The following is a 19499-nucleotide window of genomic DNA, read 5'->3' as shown; positions in this document are numbered from 1 at the left end:
ACTTACATGGTGAAGACAGCATTAACAGCGCCGGATGGACCTCCGAGCGACGTAGAGGAAATCAAAGAAAAAAGTGATTATTTACGGGGTACGTTAAAAGAAGTGATGCTTGATCCGATTTCAGCGGGCATTCCTGATGATGACAACCGCCTGATGAAGCATCACGGCAGCTATTTACAGGATGATCGAGACCTCAGAAATGAACGGCAAAAACAAAAGCTTGAGCCAGCCTATCAATTTATGCTGCGCGTACGCCTGCCTGGCGGAATCGCCACATCTAAGCAGTGGATAGTGATGGATGAGCTTGCTCACAAATACGGAAACGGTACGTTAAAGCTGACTACTCGTGAAACCTTTCAGCTTCACGGTATTTTAAAATGGAACATGAAAAAGACCATTCAAGACATCCATTCGACTATGCTAGATACGATCGCTGCTTGCGGCGACGTGAACCGAAATGTCATGTGTACATCAAACCCCTATCAATCAGAAGTGCACCATGATGTATATGAGCTGGCCAAAAAATTAAGTGATGACCTGCTTCCGCAAACTAGAGCGTATCATGAAATTTGGCTTGATGAGGAAAAGGTAGCGGCAACGCCTGATACAGAGGTTGAGCCGATGTATGGCCCGCTTTATTTGCCAAGAAAATTCAAAATTGGTGTGGCGGTCCCTCCTGCTAACGATATTGATGTCTTTTCGCAGGATTTAGGCTTCATTGCGATCATCGAAAATGAGCAATTGATCGGCTTTAATGTCGCAATTGGCGGTGGAATGGGCATGACTCATGGTGATACAGCGACCTATCCTCAGCTTGCAAAAGTGATTGGCTTTTGTACACCGGAACAAGTTGTAGAGATTGCGAAACAAGTGATTACCATTCAGCGTGACTATGGAAACCGTTCGGTGCGAAAAAACGCCCGCTTTAAATATACAGTGGACCGCCTCGGTCTTGAGAATGTAAAAGAAGAGCTTGAACGACGCCTTGGGTTTGCCCTTTTAGACGCAAAAGATTATCACTTTGATCATAACGGAGACCGCTATGGCTGGGTAAAAGGCATCAATGGCAGATGGCATTATACGATGTTTGTAGAAGGCGGCCGCATCACGGATTACGATGACTACCCGCTGATGACAGGTATTCGGGAAATTGCAAAGATTCATACAGGAGACTTCCGCTTAACAGCGAATCAAAATTTAATAATTGGAAATGTCACATCTCATAAAAAGAAACAAATCGAGCAGCTCATTCAGGAGTTCGGTTTATCAGCTGGCCAGCAGCACTCTGCACTGCGCCGCAGTTCAATGGCCTGTGTTTCTCTTCCAACATGCGGCTTAGCGATGGCAGAAGCAGAACGCTACCTTCCACGCTTGATTGACAAAATTGAAGAGATTGTCGAAGAAAACGGCTTAAGTGATAAAGAAATCACGATTCGAATGACTGGATGTCCAAATGGATGTGCCCGCCATGCGTTAGGTGAAATTGGCTTTATCGGCAAATCACCTGGCAAATACAACATGTATCTTGGCGCTGCGTTTGATGGCAGCAGATTAAGTAAGCTGTACCGTGAAAATGTTGGTGAGGAAGACATTTTAAACGAGCTTGGCTCTCTGCTCCCTCGCTATGCAAAAGAACGAGAAGACCAAGAACATTTCGGTGATTTTGTCGTTCGGGCAGGGATTGTCAAAGAAACAACAGATGGCACGAATTTTCATGTGCAATAGAAAAAGACAGGACACTCTCCTGTCTTTTTCTATGGATTCTGTTTCCGTTTCAAGTATTCGCAAATGCTTTTGTACACATGAGGGTTTTCTAAAGAAGAAAGATCTAGTGAGGGCTGCTGTTCATAGGCTCCTTTTAATAAACGCCGGACGATTTTTCCGTTTCTTGTTTTCGGTAAAGTTGAAATGAGATGAATTTCCTTTGGCATGAGAGCTTTTCCCGCGTGTGAACCAACATGAGTTTTGAGCTCTCGAATCAGTTTTGCTTCGTCACAAGATTGTGAGCTAGTCACGATGAAGCACACGAGTGCCTCCCCTTTCACCTCATCCTTTACCCCAATTACAGCTGCCTCGTGTACGGCTGGATGTCCGACAAGAATGGATTCAATTTCTGCTGGGCCGACACGTTTTCCTGCTGAATTAATGACATCATCCGATCTGCCCGTGATATGGAATGTGCCATCCGCTGATTGCATCACCCAATCACCATGTGTCCACACCCCATCAAATCGTCTGAAATACGTGTCTTCATATCGCCCCGGATCTTTCCAAAAACCACAGGTCATGCCGACCCATGGCTTTTTCAAAACAAGTTCTCCTACTTCATTTATGACGCTCTGACCTGCTTCATTATACACATCTGCCGCCATTCCTAAGATCGCCGCATTAAAAAGAACTGGTTTGATTGGGCGAAGCAGCGTACTTCCTACAATTCCGCCAGAGACCTCTGTTCCCCCTGAATAATTTAGGATCGGAATATGCTTTTGACCGATTTTGTCAAAAAGCCATTGCCATGGTGCTTCATTCCACGGTTCACCTGTAGAAATGATGGCTTTGACATGCGGCAGCTGAATACCTGAAAGGTTTTGCTGCATCGCAGACCGAACAAAAGTAGGTGAAAGTCCAAAATGGGTGACTTTTTGCTCGTGGATGAATGACCAGAGGTGCTGTTCATCTGGATAATCGGGTGCACCGTCATATAAAACGATTGCAGCTCCATTGATCAAGCCGCCAAAGACGAGAAATGGCCCCATCATCCAGCCCATGTCTGTGAGCCAAAACAAACGGTCTCCTTTTGCAACGTCCATACAAAGACCGGCGTCAAAAGCAGTTTTTACAGGGAAGCCTGCGTGTGTATGGACAGCTCCTTTTGGCGTACCAGTTGTTCCAGAAGTGTATAAGATCATGAGAGGCTCTTCATTTGTGAGATAGGTCGTTTCACTTATCGGATCTTCTTTTAACAAATCGTTTAGCCTGATATCTCCTTCATATTCAGTATGAGAGGGAGTGTGTACAATGACGGTTTTGACAGTGTCTGTTTTGTGAATCGCATCTGCCGCACATTCCCGCATATTGATCGTCTTCCCGCGTCGCGTCATGTCGGAGCCTGTGACGACAATGGTTGCACCTGCCGCACGAATACGCACGGCAAGAGGCTCGCTTCCATATCCGGAGAAGACGGGGCTAAAGATGACACCAATTTTTGCAAAGGCTAGCATGACAGCGACCGTTTCAGGAAGCATCGGCATATAAATGACCGCCACATCTCCTTTTTGAAGCCCATTCTTCAAAAAACCAGCAGCGAGGCGATTAACCTTTTCCTGAAGGTCGAGATACGTCCATCTCCTCTCAGCCCCAACTTCATTTCTCCAAATCACGGCTGGCTGATGCTGTGTCTCTTCGTTCTCTGCCCATTTGTCCACGGCCGTTTCGGTCACGTTTAGTTGACCGCCTTTATACCACTTCGGCCACATGAATGAATCTTGCCCTAATGCGGCTTCATATGGCACCTTCCACTTGATGCCGACCGCCTTTTCAGCTTCTCTCCAAAACCAATCGGTCCGCTCAATACTAGCTTCGTAGAATGCTTCATAAGTAGAGAAACCAAGTGAGTGCATCCATTTGTAAAGACGTGTATGTTTGACCTTCTGCTCTTCCGGTACCCATGCTGGTTTCAGGTTCATCATAAGGATGCCCCCTTTAGACCGGATAGACCGGATGTTTTCGTCTTGTAAATGTCATCTCTTTTGAGGAATAGGCTTGTAATCGATGACAAAGCTCAGCTCGCAGGTGGTCAAACGGGATGACGCCATCGACAATCATTTCAGAGGCAAGCTCATATATATTCATATCTTCCTGATATTCCTTACGTTTCTCTTGTATAAATGCAGCTCTCTCTTCGGCAGGCAGCTCGGCAATTTTATTCGCATAGACAGCATTCACAGCGGCTTCTGGCCCCATGACAGCAATTTGCGCCGATGGAAGAGCAAGACAGCAGTCTGGTTCAAACGCTGGCCCTGCCATTGCATATAACCCTGCACCGTATGCTTTACGCACAATGACCGATATTTTCGGAACAGTGGCCTCTGACATAGCGGAGATCATTTTCGCCCCGTGTCTAATAATGCCGGCTTGTTCCACTTTTGTTCCAATCATAAATCCCGGTATATCCGCAAGAAAAAGGAGCGGGATATGAAAGGCGTCACATAGCTGAATAAACTTGGCGGCTTTGTCAGCTGAGTCATGGAATAACACCCCGCCTTTCACCCTAGGCTGGTTGGCAATAAGACCAACAGGCTGACCATTCATGCGGCCAAAGCTTGTAATCAGCTCCGCGGCAAACAGTTTTTTGATTTCAAAAAATGACCCTTCATCAATGAGTAAATCAATGAGCTGATACATATCAAAAGGGGTATTCTGCCCCTTAGGGATAAGGTCTTGGATGGTCATCTCAGATGGCTGAGGTGCTTTGGCGGCTGCCCGTTTTGGTTTCTCTGTATAGTTGGCAGGCATGTAGGTTAAATAGTCGCGGGCGATTTGAATGGCTTCTTCCTCTGTTTTGGCTAAAATATCACCACATCCTGATATGCTGCAATGCATGTTTGCCCCGCCCATTTCTTCTAGTGATACTTTTTCTCCAATCACCATTTCGGCCATTCTCGGAGAGCCTAAATACATCGAGGCATTCCCTTCGACCATAACGACGATGTCACAAAAAGCAGGAATGTAAGCACCTCCTGCCGCAGAAGGACCAAATAGTAAACAAATTTGCGGGATACGTCCAGACAGCTTCACCTGGTTATAAAAAATGCGCCCCGCGCCCCTTCTGCCTGGAAACATGGCAATTTGATCGGTGATTCTTGCACCCGCAGAATCGACTAAATACAGCATCGGGCAGTTGAGCTTTTCCGCTGTTTCTTGGATTCTAATGATTTTTTCTACCGTTTTGACGCCCCATGATCCAGCTTTGACGGTAGAGTCATTCGCCATGACGCAAACCGTTTGCCCATTCATCCGCCCCGTCCCTGTGACAACCCCATCTGCTGGTAAATGTTGATCTTTACACTCGGCAAACATGGCATCCTCAATGAAAGAATCCTCATCTAATAACAACTGGAGCCGGTCACGGACGAACAATTTTCCTTTTTCTTTGTTTTTTTGATGGTATCGTTCGGCTCCTCCTTTTACAATCCGCTGTTTTTTCACTTCATATTCTTCGATCATGCCCATTCCCCTTTCTTGCTAGTTGCCTCTGTAATGAGGCGTTCGTTTTTCTTGGAAAGCTTGAAGTCCCTCCATTCGATCTTCTGTATCAATGAGCCGTACATAGGCTTCGTATTCCTTCATCAGACCTGTACGTAAATCATGATCAAGGCTCATTTGAATCGCTTGTTTCGCTTCTTTTAAAGCAATTGGACCGTTTTTGGCGATTTGTTTTGCGAGAGAAATGGCGTCATCCATAAGAGAATCTGCTAAAGAGAGGTGCTCAATCAACCCGATTTGAATGGCTTCTTCAGCTTGTAATGAACCACCTGTGAAAATCAGTTCTTTTGCTTTACCGAGTCCAATCAGGCGCGGAAGCCGCTGGGTTCCTCCGGCTCCTGGTATGATGGCTAGTCCAGTTTCTGGCAGGCCGAATCTTGCTCCGGCTCGTGCGATGCGGAGATCACAAGCCAGTGCGAGCTCAAGGCCTCCGCCGAGTGCGTGTCCATTCATCACGGCAATGACAGGCACAGGAAGGGAGTCAATTTCTGTAAAGGTTTGCTGAATCGACAGAACCGCCGCTTTTGCTTCTTCTTCTGTCATCAATCGTCGCTCTTTTAAATCAGCTCCTGCGCAAAAGACGTTAGAACCAGCTCCTGTAATGAGCAGACAGCGGATGCTTTCATCGTGTTTGATTTCTTGAATGATTTGATTGATCTCCTCAAGCATCGCAGCGGATAGGGAATTCGCTTGTTTCGGCCTGTTTAAGGTCATGATCCCAATCCGTTCATCTTGTATCATAAAATTAACCAATGATGTCATGTCACATTCATCCTTTATGAAGTAGTATGAGAGTGAAAAGCACGTAAACAATGACTAGGCAGGGTTCGATCTACTTTTGTTTCGATCCATTCTGCCGCTTTTATCAATGCAGGAAAATCGATATTGGTTTCGGTTCCTAGTTTTTGAAGCATATGCACTACATCTTCTGTCGCGACATTTCCGCTAGAGCCAGGTGCATATGGGCAGCCGCCAAGCCCGCCGCTAGAGGAGTCAAATGTTGTGATTCCCGCTTTTAATGCCGTATAAATATTGGCAAGACCCATCCCCTTCGTATCGTGAAAATGTAGAGCGATTTTATCAGCAGGAAAACGTTCAAGTAAAATGTCTAATCGCCTTTCTACTTGAAGCGGATGGGCTTCTCCAATGGTGTCGCCGAGTGATATTTCATCAATGCCATAAGAGAGCAGAATATCCGTTAACCGCAGAACTTGATCCATTGGCACTTGATGTTCATAAGGGCAGCCAAACACGGTAGAAATATATGCGCGTGTGATCTTTCCTGCTGCTTTTAAATCAGCTGTCATTTGTTTGATGACAGGAAGTGTTTCGTCGATGGATTGATTCATATTTTTTTTGTTATGTGTTTCACTCGAAGAGATAAACATAGCGCCTGCGTCAAGATTTGCTTCAAAAAAGTGAGCCAAGCCTTTTTCATTAGGAATGAGTGCTGCATAGGTGATGTTGTCATTTTTGTGTAAGGATTGAGCTAACTCTTTGGCGTCTTTTAAGGCTGGGACCCATTTAGGATGAACAAATGAGGTGACTTCAATATAAGGAAGCCGGGCTGCTGTGAGCAGTTCAATCCACCTTTGCTTCTCGCTTGTGTCCAGCCAAGTGGATTCATTTTGCAGTCCGTCCCGCGGGCCGACCTCTCTGATAAGTACACGCTTTGGTAATGCCATCTCGCTCCCTCCTATTCTGTCAGCTCTAGAAGGACCTCTCCTTCATCGACAAATTCCCCCTCTGCCTTATACACTTTGCTGATGACACCAGCCTCTTCTGCAACAATTGGAATCTCCATTTTCATTGATTCCAAGATAGCGACCTCCTGCCCTTTTTGCACTTCATCGCCTTGTTTCACAAGAAGCTTCCATAAGTTTCCGGCCATTTGTATCGTGACCATTTTCATGAACGGTTCCCCTCCCTTTTTTTCATGAGAAAATCGGTTGTGATGCTGCCATGTAAGAAAGCAGAAGATCCAGCCATTTCCCTTAAAAGCGGTAAGTTGGTTTTGATCCCTTCTATTTCATATGCTTGTAACGCCTTTTTTAATCGTTCTATTGCAAGTTTTCGTGTATCACCGTAAACAATCATCTTCGCAATCATTGGATCGTAATATGGGGTAATGACGCTCCCGCTTGTCACACTTGATTCATGGCGTATATAGGGAGCTTCTGGCATAAATAGCCGAGTGATTGTTCCTGGTGACGGATAAAAGGTAACGGGGTCCTCCGCATAGATTCTGACCTCGATGGCATGCCCAATTTGATGAATATCCTCCTGAATGAAGGAAAGCGGCTCTGATGCAGCGATTTTCAGCTGCTCCTCGACAAGATCAATACCTGTAATTTCTTCTGTGACAGGGTGCTCTACTTGTAATCTCGTGTTCATCTCTAGAAAATAAAACTGTTGGTTTTGATCGACTAAACATTCAATCGTCCCTGCGTTTTCATAGCCAATGGCTTTGGCTGCTTTGACGGCCATTTGTCCCATCTGTTGTCTCACTGATTCATCGAGACAGGCGGCAGGTGCTTCTTCGATGATTTTCTGGTGTCTTCTTTGGAGTGAACAGTCGCGCTCAAATAAGTGAACCCCATGGCCGAAGGAATCAAAAAGGACTTGAATTTCAATGTGCCGCGCGTCTTCAATGACCTTTTCCATATAAAGCGTCCCGTCGTTGAAAAAACTTTGCGCTCTTTTTTGATTTCCTTCAAAAGCTTTATGCAGCTCCTCGTCATTTCGCACAAGCTGCATGCCAATTCCCCCGCCTCCGCTTGATGCCTTGAGCATGATCGGATAACCGAGTGACTGGGCTTTACTGACTCCTTCTTCTGCGTCATGGAGCGGGGCTGAAACGCCTGGTACAATGGGAATCCCCGCATGGTCCATCGTTTTTCTCGCTTCAATTTTATTCCCCATTCGCTGAATGACCTGTGCGGATGGTCCAATAAAAATAATTCCTTCGCTGCGGCAGCGTTCAGCAAAGGCCGCATTTTCTGATAAGAGGCCATATCCAGGATGGATGGCATCTGTATTTGTCTGCTTGGCAACCTCGATGATCACTTCCATGTTTAAATAGCTTTCAGATACTTTCGCTCCTCCAATCAGATAGGCGCTGTCTGCTTCTTGCACATGAAGCGCATGCTGATCTGCTTCTGAATAAACAGCCACGGTGTTGATCCCGAGCCTTTTACAAGTCCGAATAATTCTACGAGCAATTTCGCCTCGATTTGCGATCAGTACTTTTTTGAACATCGCTGCCCTCACTCCTTTATTAGATCAAGCGCCTGTTTTTTCAGACGAAATTTTTGAATCTTCCCTGATGCGGTCATCGGATACTCGTCTGTGATGAAAAAATATTTTGGAATTTTGTAGCGAGCCATTTGTGACTGACAATAGCTGGTTAATGACTCAATCGTCACCGTATGACCTTGTTTGAGCCGAATGAATGCGGCGGCTTCCTCTCCATAGGTCTCGTCAGGAATACCAACAACCTGTGCATCAAGAATGGCTGGATGCGTGTAAAGAACGTCTTCAATCTCTTTTGGATAAACATTTTCCCCGCCTCTAATGATCATATCTTTCAGCCGTCCTGTGATTTTCACATAGCCATCCTCATCCATCTCTGCTAAATCTCCTGTATGAAGCCACCCGTCCTCATCAATGACTTCATTTGTGGCTTCTTCATTTTTATAGTAGCCTTTCATCACATGATAGCCTCTTGTACACAGCTCGCCTTGTTCTCCTCTTGGTACTTCATCCGGCGTACCTGGGGCGGTGATTTTTACCTCGATGTGAGGAAGTGCCCTACCTACCGTTTGAACCCGCCTTTCAAATGAATCATCCGTTCTAGTTTGGGTAATGACAGGTGAGCTTTCGGTTTGACCGTAGGCAATCGTGAGCTCCTTCAGTCCCATTTGTTCAATGACTGCTTTCATCACATGGGATGGGCAAAGAGATCCTGCCATAATGCCTGTTCGTAATGTGGACAGATCGTATTGGTGGAAATTCGGATGATCAAGCTCTGCAATGAACATTGTCGGGACGCCATGAAGAACAGTGCACTTCTCTTGTTCCACTGTTTGAAGGACTCGCTCTGGGTGGAAAGATTCAATTGGAATGATCGTGCCTCCTTTTGTGAGACAAGCAAGTACGCCAAGAACAGATCCAAAGCAATGAAAGAACGGCACGGGGATACACATGCGGTCTTCATGGGTGAGCTTCATGCAATCTGCGATCTGACTGGCATTGCAGACGATGTTTGTATGGCTGAGCATGACGCCTTTTGGGTAGCCGGTTGTGCCAGAGGTATATTGCATATTAATAACGTCATCAGGCGCCAGCTCATCCATTCGTTTCTCCCATGCATCATCCTCCATTCTTTTAGCAGCAGCTTGAATACTGTCCCAGCTGCGCATGCCCTTTGGCGTGTGCTCGCCAATATATACGACACTTTTTAAATATGGAAATGATGATGAACTGATCTCGTCTTGATGAGCTGTTTGAAGCTCTGGAATGAGGTTTTCAAGCATCCTGACATATGATGTCTCTTTAAACCCGTCAACGATAAACAGCATGCTGCTATCAGAATGCTTTAGTAAGTAAGCGAGTTCTTGTGATTGAAAGTTCGTATTCACGGTGACAAGAACGGCTCCAATGGAGGCGCAGGCGAATTGCAGCATGAGCCATTCAGGGACATTAGGTGCCATGATGGCGATATGATCCCCTTTTTGAACCCCTAATGCCATAAGACCTTTCCCTGTTTCCTTGACCTCTCTAAAAAACGCTTCGTATGAATAACGTAATGAACGTTCTGGATACACAATGGCTTCATGTGCTGGGTGCTGCTCCTTTTTCTCTTTTAATAGGGAGCCGATCGTTTGTGGATGAATCGACATCATGATTTTCCTCCTCCATCAATGGTAAGCGTTTTCATAACAGGATTAAGCTAACAATTGTCTTGCGATGACTAAACGCTGAATTTCAGAGGTGCCTTCTCCGATTTCCATGAGCTTGGCATCTCTCACAAGCCGTTCTACCCCGCACTCTTTCATGTAGCCTGTTCCTCCGTGAATTTGGACAGCATCGAGACTTGCTTTTGTCGCCATTTCCGAAGCGAAAAGCTTGGCATAGGCAGCTTCTTTTGTAAATGGCTTTCCATGATCTTTCAGCCAGGCGGCTTTCCACACCATTTGACGAGCAAGTTCTATTTGCATCGCCATATCTGCCAGTTTAAATTGAATGGCTTGAAAGGACGAGAGGGTCTGCCCAAATTGCTTTCTTTCCTTTGCATAGGAGAGAGAAGCATCTAGTGCAGCTTGCGCGATACCAACAGATAAGGCAGCAATTGATATGCGTCCTCCGTCTAATGTATATAAAAATTGCTTGAAGCCTTTGGCTGGGTCTCCTAATATATGATGTGCTGGTACACGTACGCTGTCTAAAATGATTTCAGCCGTATCTGAACCGCGCACCCCCATTTTGTCGTATGGATTTGTAATGGACAGCCCTTTTTGACCTTTTTCTACAATGAAGGCGGAGATGATCGGGCGGCCGTGCTCATCACGATCCGTGACAGCGGTGACGATAATGGTTCTGGCAAAATTGGCATTTGTGATCCAGCACTTCTCCCCGCTAATCACATACTCTTGTCCGTCTTTGACCGCTTTTGTTTTCGTCCCTTTTGCATCTGACCCTGCATTTGGCTCTGTTAATCCGAAGGAACCGAGTGCTGTTCCAGATGCCAGCGGGACAAGGTGATCCATCTTTTGCTCCTCTGTACCGAAGTAATAAAGCGGGCTTGCGCCTAAGGAAACGGCTGCGGCATAGCTAAGGCCTGTACTGGCACACTGTTTTCCGATTTCTTCTACAGCGAGCGCATATGAGATTGTATCTCCTCCTGAGCCTCCGTATTTCTCTGGAAAAGGGATGCCCATCAAGCCGAGCTCTCCCATTTTTTGAAAAGTTTGGACCGGGAATACAGCCTGTTCATCAATGGTTTGAGCGAGTGGAGCAATTTCTTCCTTGGCGAATTCTTTGACCATCTGCCGGATCATTTGTTGTTCTTTCGTTAATTCAAAATCCATCATGTTTCCCCCTTTGGCTCTTTTCTATCATATTTATTAATCAAGTGGCTGCTTCATGCCAAGCTTGGCTGAATTCAGAATATTAAAACAAAAATAATAGAAAAAAGCATGAACGAAGAAAATCCTCATTCATACTTTTTCGTTATCTCACTTTTATTGTAGAAGGCTTGCTTTCGTGATGAAGTCGATTGAGAGCCGTTACTTTGTAAGTATCACTCTTATTCTGATGAACTGAAAGATTTTTGACAGATGTCAGCGTGCCGGTTTCTTTTCTAACGGTTTGCAGCAATTCATATGTTCCTTTCGTCGTCAAGCGATAGACCGCGTAATAGGATGCGGTAGATTGCGGATCATTTTTGATCTGTAAAGCCGCACCCTCTGCTGTCTTTTTAATAGATTGAATGATTGGTTTTTTTGGCGCTTTCTGATGAAGCCAAGGCATTTCTGGAATGAGAGCCGGTTTACGGTAAGCATCTTCTATCAATCGATTTTTGACATTCAAAGGGTTGCGATTGATATCCTTTAGGCTAAAGTGCATGCTTCCCTGCACGAGAGGCGACTGTCTGTTCAGTTTGATCTGCCGAAAGTATTCTTCTGGATCAGACCAAGCAGGATCACTGTTTTGATTAATTTTATACGTCGCCTGACCAATGTACAGGTGAACAGGCTCTCCCTTCACTTCATTTGACCACCATTTTGTTAGCACATCGTATGCGGCTGCCTGAAAGCCGATGCTCCAGTAAATTTGCGGGGTGACATAATCGATATCGTGCTGCTGAATCCACTCTCTTGTATCAGCATACAAATCATCATAGTTGGTCATCCCTGCTGTGGTGTTTGAACCAGTCGGATCATCCTTTATGTTGCGCCAGACTCCGAAGGGGCTAATACCAAACTTCACATACGGCTTTACTTTCTTCACGGTGTCGTTGATTTGCTTGACCAATTGGTTCACATTATCTCTTCGCCAATCTTCTATATGCGTGAATGCCTTTTTTCCATATGTTTCATACGTTTCTTGATCTGGAAACGGCACACCGGCTATTTTATTCGGGTAAAAATAATCATCCATATGCACTGCATCAATATCGTAGTTTTTCACGACTTCTTCTATGCTGCCGACAATGAACTCCTGAGCTTTAGGAATGCCTGGATTGTAGTAAAGCTGATTACCGTACGCAATAGTCCAATCTGGATGTTTTTTTGCAGGGTGATCGGCTGATAAACGGCTGAGGTCGGTATGATTCATTGTGATTCGATACGGGTTAAACCAAGCGTGAAATTCGAGCCCGCGTTTATGAGCTTCTTCGATCATGAATTCAAGCGGGTTATACCCGGGATCTTTCCCTTGTGTCCCGGTCAAATATTCGGACCACGGGCCGTATGCCGAAGGATAAAAGGCATCTGCTGTCGGTTTAATTTGCATGATCACGGCATTCATATTCATCGCTTTGATCTCATCTAACAAATGAATAAACTCTTGTTTCTGCTCTTTGACAGGCAGTCCTTTCTTTGAAGGCCAATCTAGGTTATAAACCGATGCGATCCATACCGCGCGCATCTCTCTTGTGCTTTCAAGCTTCCCTTTTGGCATTGGACGAGCTAGACTGCTAGAAGGAATCAATAAGAATACAAACATCAAAATTAGTGTTAGACACGTCATACTGATTTTTTTCAGCATTTTTTGCATCACCTCATATTCAGTTTATTCCGCTTTTTGAGATCGAATGCCAGCAGATGGTGTCAGCAGGATGTTTTTCATTTCCTTGAGCTGAGCTTCAGGTATTTCGCAAGCCTCGATTAAATACCGCTCTGCACTTCCGTATGTGTCCATCATTTCGTTTAGCACATCTTCCAGATAATCTTGCTGCACACCGAGAAGCGGTTGAATTTGCTCTTTTGACACCCGGTATAAACTCATCATGCGGACAAATCGCTGCTGCCTTCTGACAAGCATTTTCACACCTTCATTGGAACGCATATATTCACTTAAAACGGCCGGCATCGGTACACCTGCTGCTAATTGAATGAGGGCAGATAAAAAGCCTGTCCGGTCCTTACCGCTCGTGCAGTGAAGCATCAGCGGGTAATTGCTCTTATCTGAAAGCAGCGAGAACAGCTGCTGAATCTCTTCTTTACGTTCTGTGAGCATACTTTGATATAAATCTTTCATAATCGGTGCAAATGAAAGAGATTTCCCTTCAGTTGTCAGCATACGAAACATGGTCCACTTACTTGGCATCTTACTGTCAGGCTGCATCGGGATATGAACGATTTTGTTGTGTTCCTTGATTTTTGGCGGATGTGATTTGCGTTCTGAGCTTGTTCGGAGATCACAAATGGTTTGAATCCTAAGCTTTGAGAACGTCAACATATCTTGTTTTGTGAGACGCGATAGATCTGCGGATCGATAAATCATTCCCTGCCTGATCACCATCTCACCTGTTGTTTGAAGTCCCCCTACTTCTCTAAAATTCGCAAGCTTTGAAAATGGGTTGTTTGATTGATTCATAGAAGTGAAAATCCTTTCCGTTACGTTCTTTTCTCTATCATACGCTTTTATTGAGATGGGGAAAAGAGAAGCCATTTGGTATAATGGAAAAAGGAGATTCGGATGGATTGGAGATATGAAGCATGATAAAAACAAAACGGATTCAGCAAATCAAAGAGTATGTGTTTGACCGGGAATCTGCCTCACTTGATGAGCTTGTGGCGCATTTTGGCGTCTCAAAAAACACGATACGCCGAGATGTACAAGCATTGGTCGAGTCCGGCGTACTAAAGAAAGTGTACGGCGGAGTCGCTGTGAACCATTCAACATTAGTAGTATATCAAGAGCGAAAGACCCGCCAGCTCAGTAAAAAGCAATTGATCGGACAAACGGCTGCTGCTTTTGTGGAAAATGGGGATATGATTTTTGTTGATTCTGGTACGACAACACTTGAAATGCTTCCCTATTTGACTGAGAAACAGGTGACCGTTGTGACCAATAATGTAGATTTTATTACACAGGCGATGCCTTATGAAAATCTCACTATCTTTTCCACCGGCGGGATGCTTGAGAGAAAAACGAATTCTTTCGTTGGCTATCAAAGTGTAGAGCGTTTGAAAGCTTACAATGTCAATAAAGCCTTTATCGCATCAACTGGTTTATCCATTGATCACGGAGTCACGAATTCGTCCCCGCTTGAAACGGATATTAAAAAGACAGTTGTTGAAAAAAGTGCCAAAACGTTTTTATTAGTTGATGATAGTAAGTTCGATCACTACGCTTTGACCACGTTTTGTGATTTACACGATCTTGATGTCGTCGTGACGAATAAACAGCCAAATGAAGATTATCTTCAATATGGAAAAGATCATGATGTACGGTTTGCCACGCCTTCATCAAATGAGAAGACGTAAATAAATGGATCACAAAAAAACGGCTCAGGAATTTGAGCCGTTTTTTGATTCATTCATTTCAAGCTGCATGATCATGCGGAATAAAAAACGGTACACGGCTGAGATGACTTCAATAAAAGGCATATCTTCATGGATGTCCTCAAGTTCAAGAAGCTGTAAATTCACATCGAATAAGCCGTCTTGCCCATTAAATTGAAGCTGCGCACCATTTAATGAAGCCAGCATGTCTTTTAAAATACCTGTGTCTTTTTTAGGACGTTTTAAACCGAATAACACGGTATACGTTTGAAACACTTCGTCCCATTCAATGGCTAATCCATCGACTCTCACCACATCAAACCACTTTGATTCGATATAAATGAATTCTTTTTGATGTTGTTTTACATATGTAAGCGGTGTGTTTAGAAATGAGGCGCCTTCTGTTTGAATTATGTCCTCGGATTCTTTGTCTACACGCTCTATATATACATCGCTAAAGCGTGCCTCTTCCTTTATTCTTGCACCTTCTAAAGGCCAATTGTGGCGCGCCGCTTCGTCATATTCAAAGTCTGGCAGCGCTTGTCCTTCTTTCAGTAAATCTTGTAAGCGATTTTGCAATGACATGGCTATGTCTCCTTTCTTCTCTTTCATGTGCGTTTATTATTTTAGCATAACTCATGAAAAGAAAGATATGACTCAGCATATGATGGTATGATAGTGTCAAAAGAAACATCTCGGAGGGGTACGTTTTGCTCACAATGACACTGGCAGAAAAAATCGTAGACGAGGTCAAAAAAGTGCTGACTGAGGAAATCATCATCGCACAAACAAACGGCACCATCATTGCGGCAACAGATCCAGCGCGCATTGGTCAATTTCATGAAGGGGCGTATCTGACATCCTTTGAAGGACAAAAACGAACCCTCACAAAGGATGATGAGCAGCAAATGAAAGGGGTCAAAGCCGGCATCAATCTGCCTATTTATTTTAAGCAAGAGGTCATTGGGGTGATTGGGATGACAGGAAATCCCGTCCATGTCTCTCCATTTGGCGAAATATTACGAAAAATGACCGAACTGCTTATTCAAGAGCATGAATTTTTTCTAGAAACGGAAACCGATGAACGGCAGCTTGAAGCGTTTGTGTTCGACTGGCTTCATCTGCCAGAGACAGCAATCAATCTCACTGAAAAAGCAGCGCGGCTTCAGCTTGATGTCAACAAGCAGCGTATCGTCGTCCTCATTGATTGTCACGATGAATCGTTTATGAAGCAGGATCAATACAAAAAAGTAAAGGAAATGCTGCATCTCACAAGTCAGGAAATGATCGTTCGCTGGGGACATGCCCGCTTTTTGCTCATGCTGCAAACCTCGGCAAATGATCGTGATACCTTGCAGCAGCGTCTTTTTCACATCCATGCTTCCCTCACCTCACGTTCCACGTCAAAGGTTTTGATAGGTGCGGGAAAACCAGCAGCTGGACATATGATGAAGCAATCCTTTCATCAAGCCTTTCGTGCCTTAAAATTGGCGAATGTGGATACACCGATTGTGTTTGATGAGGATTTAACACTTGAACTTTTTATAGAAGAAGTGAGTCAGGAAACAAAAGAAGTGTTCCTTGATCGAACGATCGCCCCACTTCTCCCCTACCCTGAACTAGTGAAAACATTGCGTGTACTCATAACATCAGATTACTCATTGAAGTATACCGCGGAAGCGATGCACGTACATATCAATACACTGCATTACAGACTAAAACGTATCCAAGATTTAACGACACTTGATCCAAAACGCATGCAAGATGCGATGCTCTTTTATTTAGCCTTGATGCTATTAGATCATCATCCAAATAAACGAGGCGAACAGCCCAATATTTTGTAGAATCGTCCATAGGCATGAGACGATTCTTTTTTTATACTGAAAGAAACGGTATGTCTAATCAGTAGGAGTGAATGCGCATGTTAAATTCTGAATTTTTAAGTCAATTAAAAAAGATTGTCGGGGCGCCCTATGTACAAGACAGTAAAGCCGATCGGCTTGCCTACTCTTATGATGCAACACCTAATTTTCAGCATATGCCAGATGTCATCGTAAGCCCGCGCGCGGCTGAGGACATCCAGCAAATTGTCCGGCTCTGCGCTTCATATAAGGTGCCGATCGTGCCAAGAGGATCAGGAACGAACCTTTGTGCAGGAACCTGTCCTACACAAGGCGGACTTGTGATGTTGTTTACAAGAATGAACCAATTAATCGAAATAGACGAAGAAAACCTCACCGCAACGGTCCAGCCTGGTTTGATCACACAGGAACTTATTCGCCAAGTAGAGGCAAGAGGTCTCTTCTACCCACCAGATCCAAGCTCGATGAAAATCTCCACGTTAGGCGGCAATATTAATGAAAATTCAGGTGGTCTCCGGGGGTTAAAATATGGCGTGACGAGAGATTATGTACTTGGACTTGAAGTGGTTCTGCCAAACGGTGACATCATCAAAACGGGCGGCAAGCTCGCAAAGGACGTGGCCGGATATGATCTGACCCGTTTATTTGTTGGATCAGAAGGAACGCTCGGAATTGTCACAGAAGCCACGCTGAAGCTTTTGCCGCTTCCAGAAACCAAACAAACGATGCTTTGCTTATATGAAAGCCTAGAGGAAGCAGCCGCTTCAGTTTCGGCGATTATTGCAGAGCGTATTATCCCCGCCACATTAGAATTTATGGATCAGCCGACACTGAAAGTCGTCGAAGACTTTGCCAAAATCGGCCTGCCGACTGACGTTCAAGCGGTGCTATTAATCGAACAGGACGGCAACCCTGAGGCCGTTTCCCGTGATATAGAGAACATCGCAAAGGTCTGTCAGCAGCACGGTGCAAAAGGAGTGAATATCGCACATTCTGAAGAAGAGGCAAGTGCCCTTTTAACAGCGAGACGAGCCGCTTTATCTGCCCTCGCCCGTTTAAGCCCTACGACCATTTTAGAAGATGCCACAGTCCCCCGGTCTGAAATTGCGAACATGGTGCGGGCGATCGAAGACATTGCGAGAGAGTACGACGTGAAAATCTGTACATTTGGCCATGCAGGTGACGGAAATCTGCACCCTACTTGTGCAACTGATGCAAGAAATGAAGAAGAAATGAAGCGGGTCGAAGAAGCCTTTCAGGCCATTTTTGAAAAAGCAGTCTCCCTTGGCGGCACTATTACGGGTGAACATGGCGTGGGTCTGATGAAAGCCCCCTATTTAGAGCTAAAGGTCAAAAAAGAAGGAATCGCTGCAATGAAAGCAATCAAACAAGCGCTAGATCCAGCAAATATTATGAATCCTGATAAGGTGTTTGGAAAAGCAGCAAGAAAGCGGGTGGTGGTCTCATGAATTCCCCTAAACAATCAGAGATTCAGCAAAACTTTCAGCAGCAAATGGATGAAAAGGAGCTGCTCAACTGCATGCGCTGCGGCTTCTGCCTCCCTTCCTGCCCTACTTATATTGAATCCGGTCAACAAGAAACTCACTCTCCCCGCGGCCGGATTGCTTTAATGAAGGCGGTGAGAGACGGCGTGATTGAGCCGGATGAAGATGTCGAACATTCACTGAACCTTTGTCTTGGATGCCGTGCATGTGAACCGGTCTGCCCTTCCGGCGTCAAATATGGACGTTTACTTGAGGATGCGAGAGACATCCTTCAGCAGCACAAAAAACAATCTCTTCCTGTCAAATTTGTGAGACGTGTTGTGTTTAAAGGACTCTTTCCTTCACAAAGCCGAATGCGTCAAGCGGCTGGACTTCTGCGATTTTATCAAACCTCTGGTCTGCAAACGGCCGCCCGCAAGTCTGGCATGCTAAAGGTGCTTCCGCCGCATTTACAGCTGATGGAGCAGGCCCTTCCAAAGGTGCCGCGTCAACAAAAAAGCCGTGCGTTAGAATACAAAGCCATTGGCACGGCAAGAAAGCGTGTGGCCTTTTTTACTGGCTGTTTAATGGACACCGTTTTTTCCAGCACAAACGAAGCGACCATCCAGCTTTTGCAGCTGGCCAGCTGTGACGTTGTCGTCCCTCCTGTTCAGACTTGCTGCGGTGCACTTCATGGCCATAGCGGAGAAAAGGAGCAAGCGAAACAGTTAGCAAGGCGGAATATTGAAGCATTTGAGGAGATTGAGGCAGATGCCATTGTCATGAATGCGGGCGGATGTGGTGCCTTTTTAAGTGATTATGATCATTTGCTAAAGGATGATCCGGCTTTTCAAAAGCGAGGTGAAGCCTTCTCAAATAAAATCACGGATATATCAGATATTCTCGTGGAGCTTAAGTTTCACCGGCGTACATCGCTTGCCTTGCCAGAGCAGATCATCACCTATCAAGACTCTTGTCACTTACGAAATGGAATGGGTGTAGAGCAAGCGCCAAGGGTGCTGATGAAGGCGATTCACGGGGTATCATTTAAAGAAATGAAGGATGCCGACCGCTGCTGCGGATCCGCCGGAATTTATAATATTTTGCAACCAAAGATGTCGATGCAAATTTTAGATCATAAAATGACAGAAGCTAGTCAAACAGCGGCGGCTGCCATTGTCACGTCCAATCCAGGCTGTCATTTGCAAATGGCAGCGGGTATCAAACGTTCAGGACAATCGCCCAGCATGCGTGCCGTCCATCTCGCAGATTTTTTATTAGAAGCCGTTCAATATGGAAAAAAAGCGTCTAGCTCATCAAGCTGAACGCTTTTTTTCATGCATATCTTCAGACAATTAGTTGGATAATAGAGGCAA

At 45.1% G+C, this 19499-nt stretch carries 16 protein-coding genes; 5 read left to right on the top strand and 11 right to left on the bottom strand.

Going from position 1 to position 19499, the window contains the following annotated elements:
• Positions 1-6: 6 nt before the first annotated feature.
• Positions 7-1725 (top strand): assimilatory sulfite reductase (NADPH) hemoprotein subunit, encoded by a 1719-nt coding sequence (gene cysI, locus C6Y03_RS00335; RefSeq protein WP_106038637.1) that lies wholly within the window; start codon positions 7-9, stop codon positions 1723-1725.
• A gap of 29 nt (positions 1726-1754) precedes the next feature.
• On the opposite strand, the gene C6Y03_RS00330 is transcribed toward cysI, so the two are convergent.
• From C6Y03_RS00330 to C6Y03_RS00285, 10 genes are all read right to left on the bottom strand, one after another.
• Positions 1755-3689: an AMP-binding protein gene (locus C6Y03_RS00330; protein ID WP_106038636.1), complete on the bottom strand. Its 1935-nt coding sequence runs from the start codon at positions 3687-3689 to the stop codon at positions 1755-1757.
• 13 nt (positions 3690-3702) lie between these two features.
• A complete protein-coding gene (locus C6Y03_RS00325) occupies positions 3703-5226 on the bottom strand; it encodes an acyl-CoA carboxylase subunit beta (RefSeq protein WP_106038635.1) in 1524 nt (507 codons plus the stop codon).
• 18 nt (positions 5227-5244) lie between these two features.
• Complete coding sequence (locus tag C6Y03_RS00320; protein WP_034660848.1) at positions 5245-6027, bottom strand: enoyl-CoA hydratase; 783 nt, start codon at positions 6025-6027, stop codon at positions 5245-5247.
• A gap of 14 nt (positions 6028-6041) precedes the next feature.
• A complete protein-coding gene (locus tag C6Y03_RS00315) occupies positions 6042-6950 on the bottom strand; it encodes a hydroxymethylglutaryl-CoA lyase (RefSeq protein WP_106038634.1) in 909 nt (302 codons plus the stop codon).
• Between the two features lie 11 nt (positions 6951-6961).
• On the bottom strand, positions 6962-7177 hold the full coding sequence (locus C6Y03_RS00310) for an acetyl-CoA carboxylase biotin carboxyl carrier protein subunit (protein WP_034660850.1): 216 nt from the start codon (positions 7175-7177) through the stop codon (positions 6962-6964).
• Positions 7174-8523 (bottom strand): acetyl-CoA carboxylase biotin carboxylase subunit, encoded by a 1350-nt coding sequence (locus tag C6Y03_RS00305; RefSeq protein WP_095285246.1) that lies wholly within the window; start codon positions 8521-8523, stop codon positions 7174-7176. Before C6Y03_RS00305 ends, C6Y03_RS00310 begins: the two co-directional genes overlap by 4 nt.
• 8 nt (positions 8524-8531) lie before the next feature.
• Positions 8532-10169 (bottom strand): AMP-binding protein, encoded by a 1638-nt coding sequence (locus C6Y03_RS00300; protein ID WP_034660852.1) that lies wholly within the window; start codon positions 10167-10169, stop codon positions 8532-8534.
• Positions 10170-10211: 42 nt separating this feature from the next.
• Positions 10212-11354, bottom strand: coding sequence for an acyl-CoA dehydrogenase family protein (locus tag C6Y03_RS00295; RefSeq protein ID WP_034660853.1), 1143 nt, complete (start codon positions 11352-11354; stop codon positions 10212-10214).
• Positions 11355-11496: 142 nt separating this feature from the next.
• Positions 11497-13035 (bottom strand): glycoside hydrolase family 10-like protein, encoded by a 1539-nt coding sequence (locus C6Y03_RS00290; protein WP_106038633.1) that lies wholly within the window; start codon positions 13033-13035, stop codon positions 11497-11499.
• 24 nt (positions 13036-13059) lie between these two features.
• On the bottom strand, positions 13060-13866 hold the full coding sequence (locus C6Y03_RS00285) for a tyrosine-protein phosphatase (protein ID WP_060596491.1): 807 nt from the start codon (positions 13864-13866) through the stop codon (positions 13060-13062).
• Positions 13867-13988: 122 nt separating this feature from the next.
• On the opposite strand from C6Y03_RS00285, the gene C6Y03_RS00280 reads away from it, so the two are divergent.
• On the top strand, positions 13989-14759 hold the full coding sequence (locus C6Y03_RS00280) for a DeoR/GlpR family DNA-binding transcription regulator (protein ID WP_095285250.1): 771 nt from the start codon (positions 13989-13991) through the stop codon (positions 14757-14759).
• Between the two features lie 24 nt (positions 14760-14783).
• On the opposite strand, the gene C6Y03_RS00275 is transcribed toward C6Y03_RS00280, so the two are convergent.
• Positions 14784-15362 carry a branched-chain amino acid aminotransferase gene (locus C6Y03_RS00275; RefSeq protein WP_106038632.1) on the bottom strand — a complete coding sequence of 193 codons (579 nt, stop codon included), beginning with the start codon at positions 15360-15362 and terminating at the stop codon, positions 14784-14786.
• Positions 15363-15487: 125 nt separating this feature from the next.
• Between C6Y03_RS00275 and C6Y03_RS00270 the strand changes: the two genes are divergently transcribed.
• The 3 genes from C6Y03_RS00270 to C6Y03_RS00260 all read left to right on the top strand — a co-directional run bounded on the left by C6Y03_RS00270 (position 15488) and on the right by C6Y03_RS00260 (position 19448).
• A complete protein-coding gene (locus C6Y03_RS00270; RefSeq protein ID WP_106038631.1) occupies positions 15488-16621 on the top strand; it encodes a CdaR family transcriptional regulator in 1134 nt (377 codons plus the stop codon).
• Positions 16622-16698: 77 nt separating this feature from the next.
• The gene (gene glcD / locus C6Y03_RS00265) at positions 16699-18108 is read left to right on the top strand and encodes a glycolate oxidase subunit GlcD (RefSeq protein WP_106038630.1); all 1410 of its coding nucleotides are present in this window, start codon (positions 16699-16701) and stop codon (positions 18106-18108) included.
• Positions 18105-19448: a (Fe-S)-binding protein gene (locus tag C6Y03_RS00260; protein WP_106038629.1), complete on the top strand. Its 1344-nt coding sequence runs from the start codon at positions 18105-18107 to the stop codon at positions 19446-19448. The genes glcD and C6Y03_RS00260 overlap by 4 nt, the downstream gene beginning before the upstream one ends.
• The last annotated feature ends 51 nt before the right edge of the window (positions 19449-19499 follow it).

Origin of the sequence: Bacillus sp. LNXM65, from assembly GCF_002998575.1 — a bacterium.
Taxonomy (GTDB): Bacteria; Bacillota; Bacilli; order Bacillales; family Bacillaceae; genus Bacillus.
Note: the sequence above shows the minus strand (reverse complement) of the source record. Positions and strands in the feature narration are given on the sequence as shown.

Excerpts from the sequence above, each read along its gene's own strand:
- C6Y03_RS00315 (WP_106038634.1), bottom strand. The coding sequence starts at position 6,950 with ATGGCATTACCAAAGCGTGTACTTATCAGAGAGGTCGGCCCGCGGGAC.
- C6Y03_RS00290 (WP_106038633.1), bottom strand. The coding sequence starts at position 13,035 with ATGCTGAAAAAAATCAGTATGACGTGTCTAACACTAATTTTGATGTTT.
- C6Y03_RS00325 (WP_106038635.1), bottom strand. The coding sequence starts at position 5,226 with ATGATCGAAGAATATGAAGTGAAAAAACAGCGGATTGTAAAAGGAGGA.
- C6Y03_RS00260 (WP_106038629.1), top strand. The coding sequence starts at position 18,105 with ATGAATTCCCCTAAACAATCAGAGATTCAGCAAAACTTTCAGCAGCAA.
- C6Y03_RS00285 (WP_060596491.1), bottom strand. The coding sequence starts at position 13,866 with ATGAATCAATCAAACAACCCATTTTCAAAGCTTGCGAATTTTAGAGAA.
- C6Y03_RS00295 (WP_034660853.1), bottom strand. The coding sequence starts at position 11,354 with ATGGATTTTGAATTAACGAAAGAACAACAAATGATCCGGCAGATGGTC.
- glcD (WP_106038630.1), top strand. The coding sequence starts at position 16,699 with ATGTTAAATTCTGAATTTTTAAGTCAATTAAAAAAGATTGTCGGGGCG.
- C6Y03_RS00275 (WP_106038632.1), bottom strand. The coding sequence starts at position 15,362 with ATGTCATTGCAAAATCGCTTACAAGATTTACTGAAAGAAGGACAAGCG.
- C6Y03_RS00300 (WP_034660852.1), bottom strand. The coding sequence starts at position 10,169 with ATGATGTCGATTCATCCACAAACGATCGGCTCCCTATTAAAAGAGAAA.
- C6Y03_RS00305 (WP_095285246.1), bottom strand. The coding sequence starts at position 8,523 with ATGTTCAAAAAAGTACTGATCGCAAATCGAGGCGAAATTGCTCGTAGA.
- cysI (WP_106038637.1), top strand. The coding sequence starts at position 7 with ATGGTGAAGACAGCATTAACAGCGCCGGATGGACCTCCGAGCGACGTA.
- C6Y03_RS00280 (WP_095285250.1), top strand. The coding sequence starts at position 13,989 with ATGATAAAAACAAAACGGATTCAGCAAATCAAAGAGTATGTGTTTGAC.
- C6Y03_RS00330 (WP_106038636.1), bottom strand. The coding sequence starts at position 3,689 with ATGATGAACCTGAAACCAGCATGGGTACCGGAAGAGCAGAAGGTCAAA.
- C6Y03_RS00310 (WP_034660850.1), bottom strand. The coding sequence starts at position 7,177 with ATGAAAATGGTCACGATACAAATGGCCGGAAACTTATGGAAGCTTCTT.
- C6Y03_RS00320 (WP_034660848.1), bottom strand. The coding sequence starts at position 6,027 with ATGACATCATTGGTTAATTTTATGATACAAGATGAACGGATTGGGATC.